The sequence below is a fragment of the Streptomyces chisholmiae genome (genome assembly GCF_031845445.1).
In the GTDB taxonomy this organism is placed as follows: Bacteria; Actinomycetota; Actinomycetes; order Streptomycetales; family Streptomycetaceae; genus Streptomyces; species Streptomyces chisholmiae.
The window spans coordinates 1-489 of record NZ_JAVREO010000096.1 but is presented as its reverse complement, the minus strand read 5'-3'; the positions used below and the strand labels follow the sequence as shown (position 1 = coordinate 489).

General features: G+C 63.8%; 1 protein-coding gene. It reads left to right on the top strand.

Annotated features, from left to right (window positions below; translation table 11 throughout):
- Positions 1 to 325: hypothetical protein (locus RM844_RS32240; RefSeq protein WP_311670998.1), on the top strand; the 325-nt coding region annotated here is incomplete at its 5' end.
- Positions 326 to 489 lie beyond the last annotated feature (164 nt).

Sequence of the window (489 nt, the reverse complement as noted above, 5' to 3'; positions counted from 1 at the left end):
GTACATCGTTTCTTCACTGGCGGCGCGCCGTCAGGCACTGACGGACATCGTTCACAATCTGACCGCGATCATGCGGCACCTGGCCGCGATCTACACCGAGAAGCAGGCAGATTTCGGCAGTTTGATCGCCGGCCTCACCGCGGTCACCGGAACCTTGAAAGCCAACGTGGACAAGATCGACCAGACCCTGCAGAAGATGCCCCCGGCGATCCGCGCGGTCACCAACGCCACCGGCAACGGCAACTGGGCCGACGTCAACTCACCGTCCGTGGTGATGCCCGACAACCTGTTGTGCTTTCTCAACGTTCAGCGGGAGTGCCGATGACTAGACGGGTCGCCTTCGCTCTCATCATCACCCTCGTCGTGGGCGCCGGTGGCTGGTACGTGTTCGGCCGCACCGACCGGGCCCGGACCGTGCACGCCGACTTCGGCTACATCAACGGCATCTACCCGGGCAGCAAGGTCACCGTGCTCGGGGTACCGGTGGGA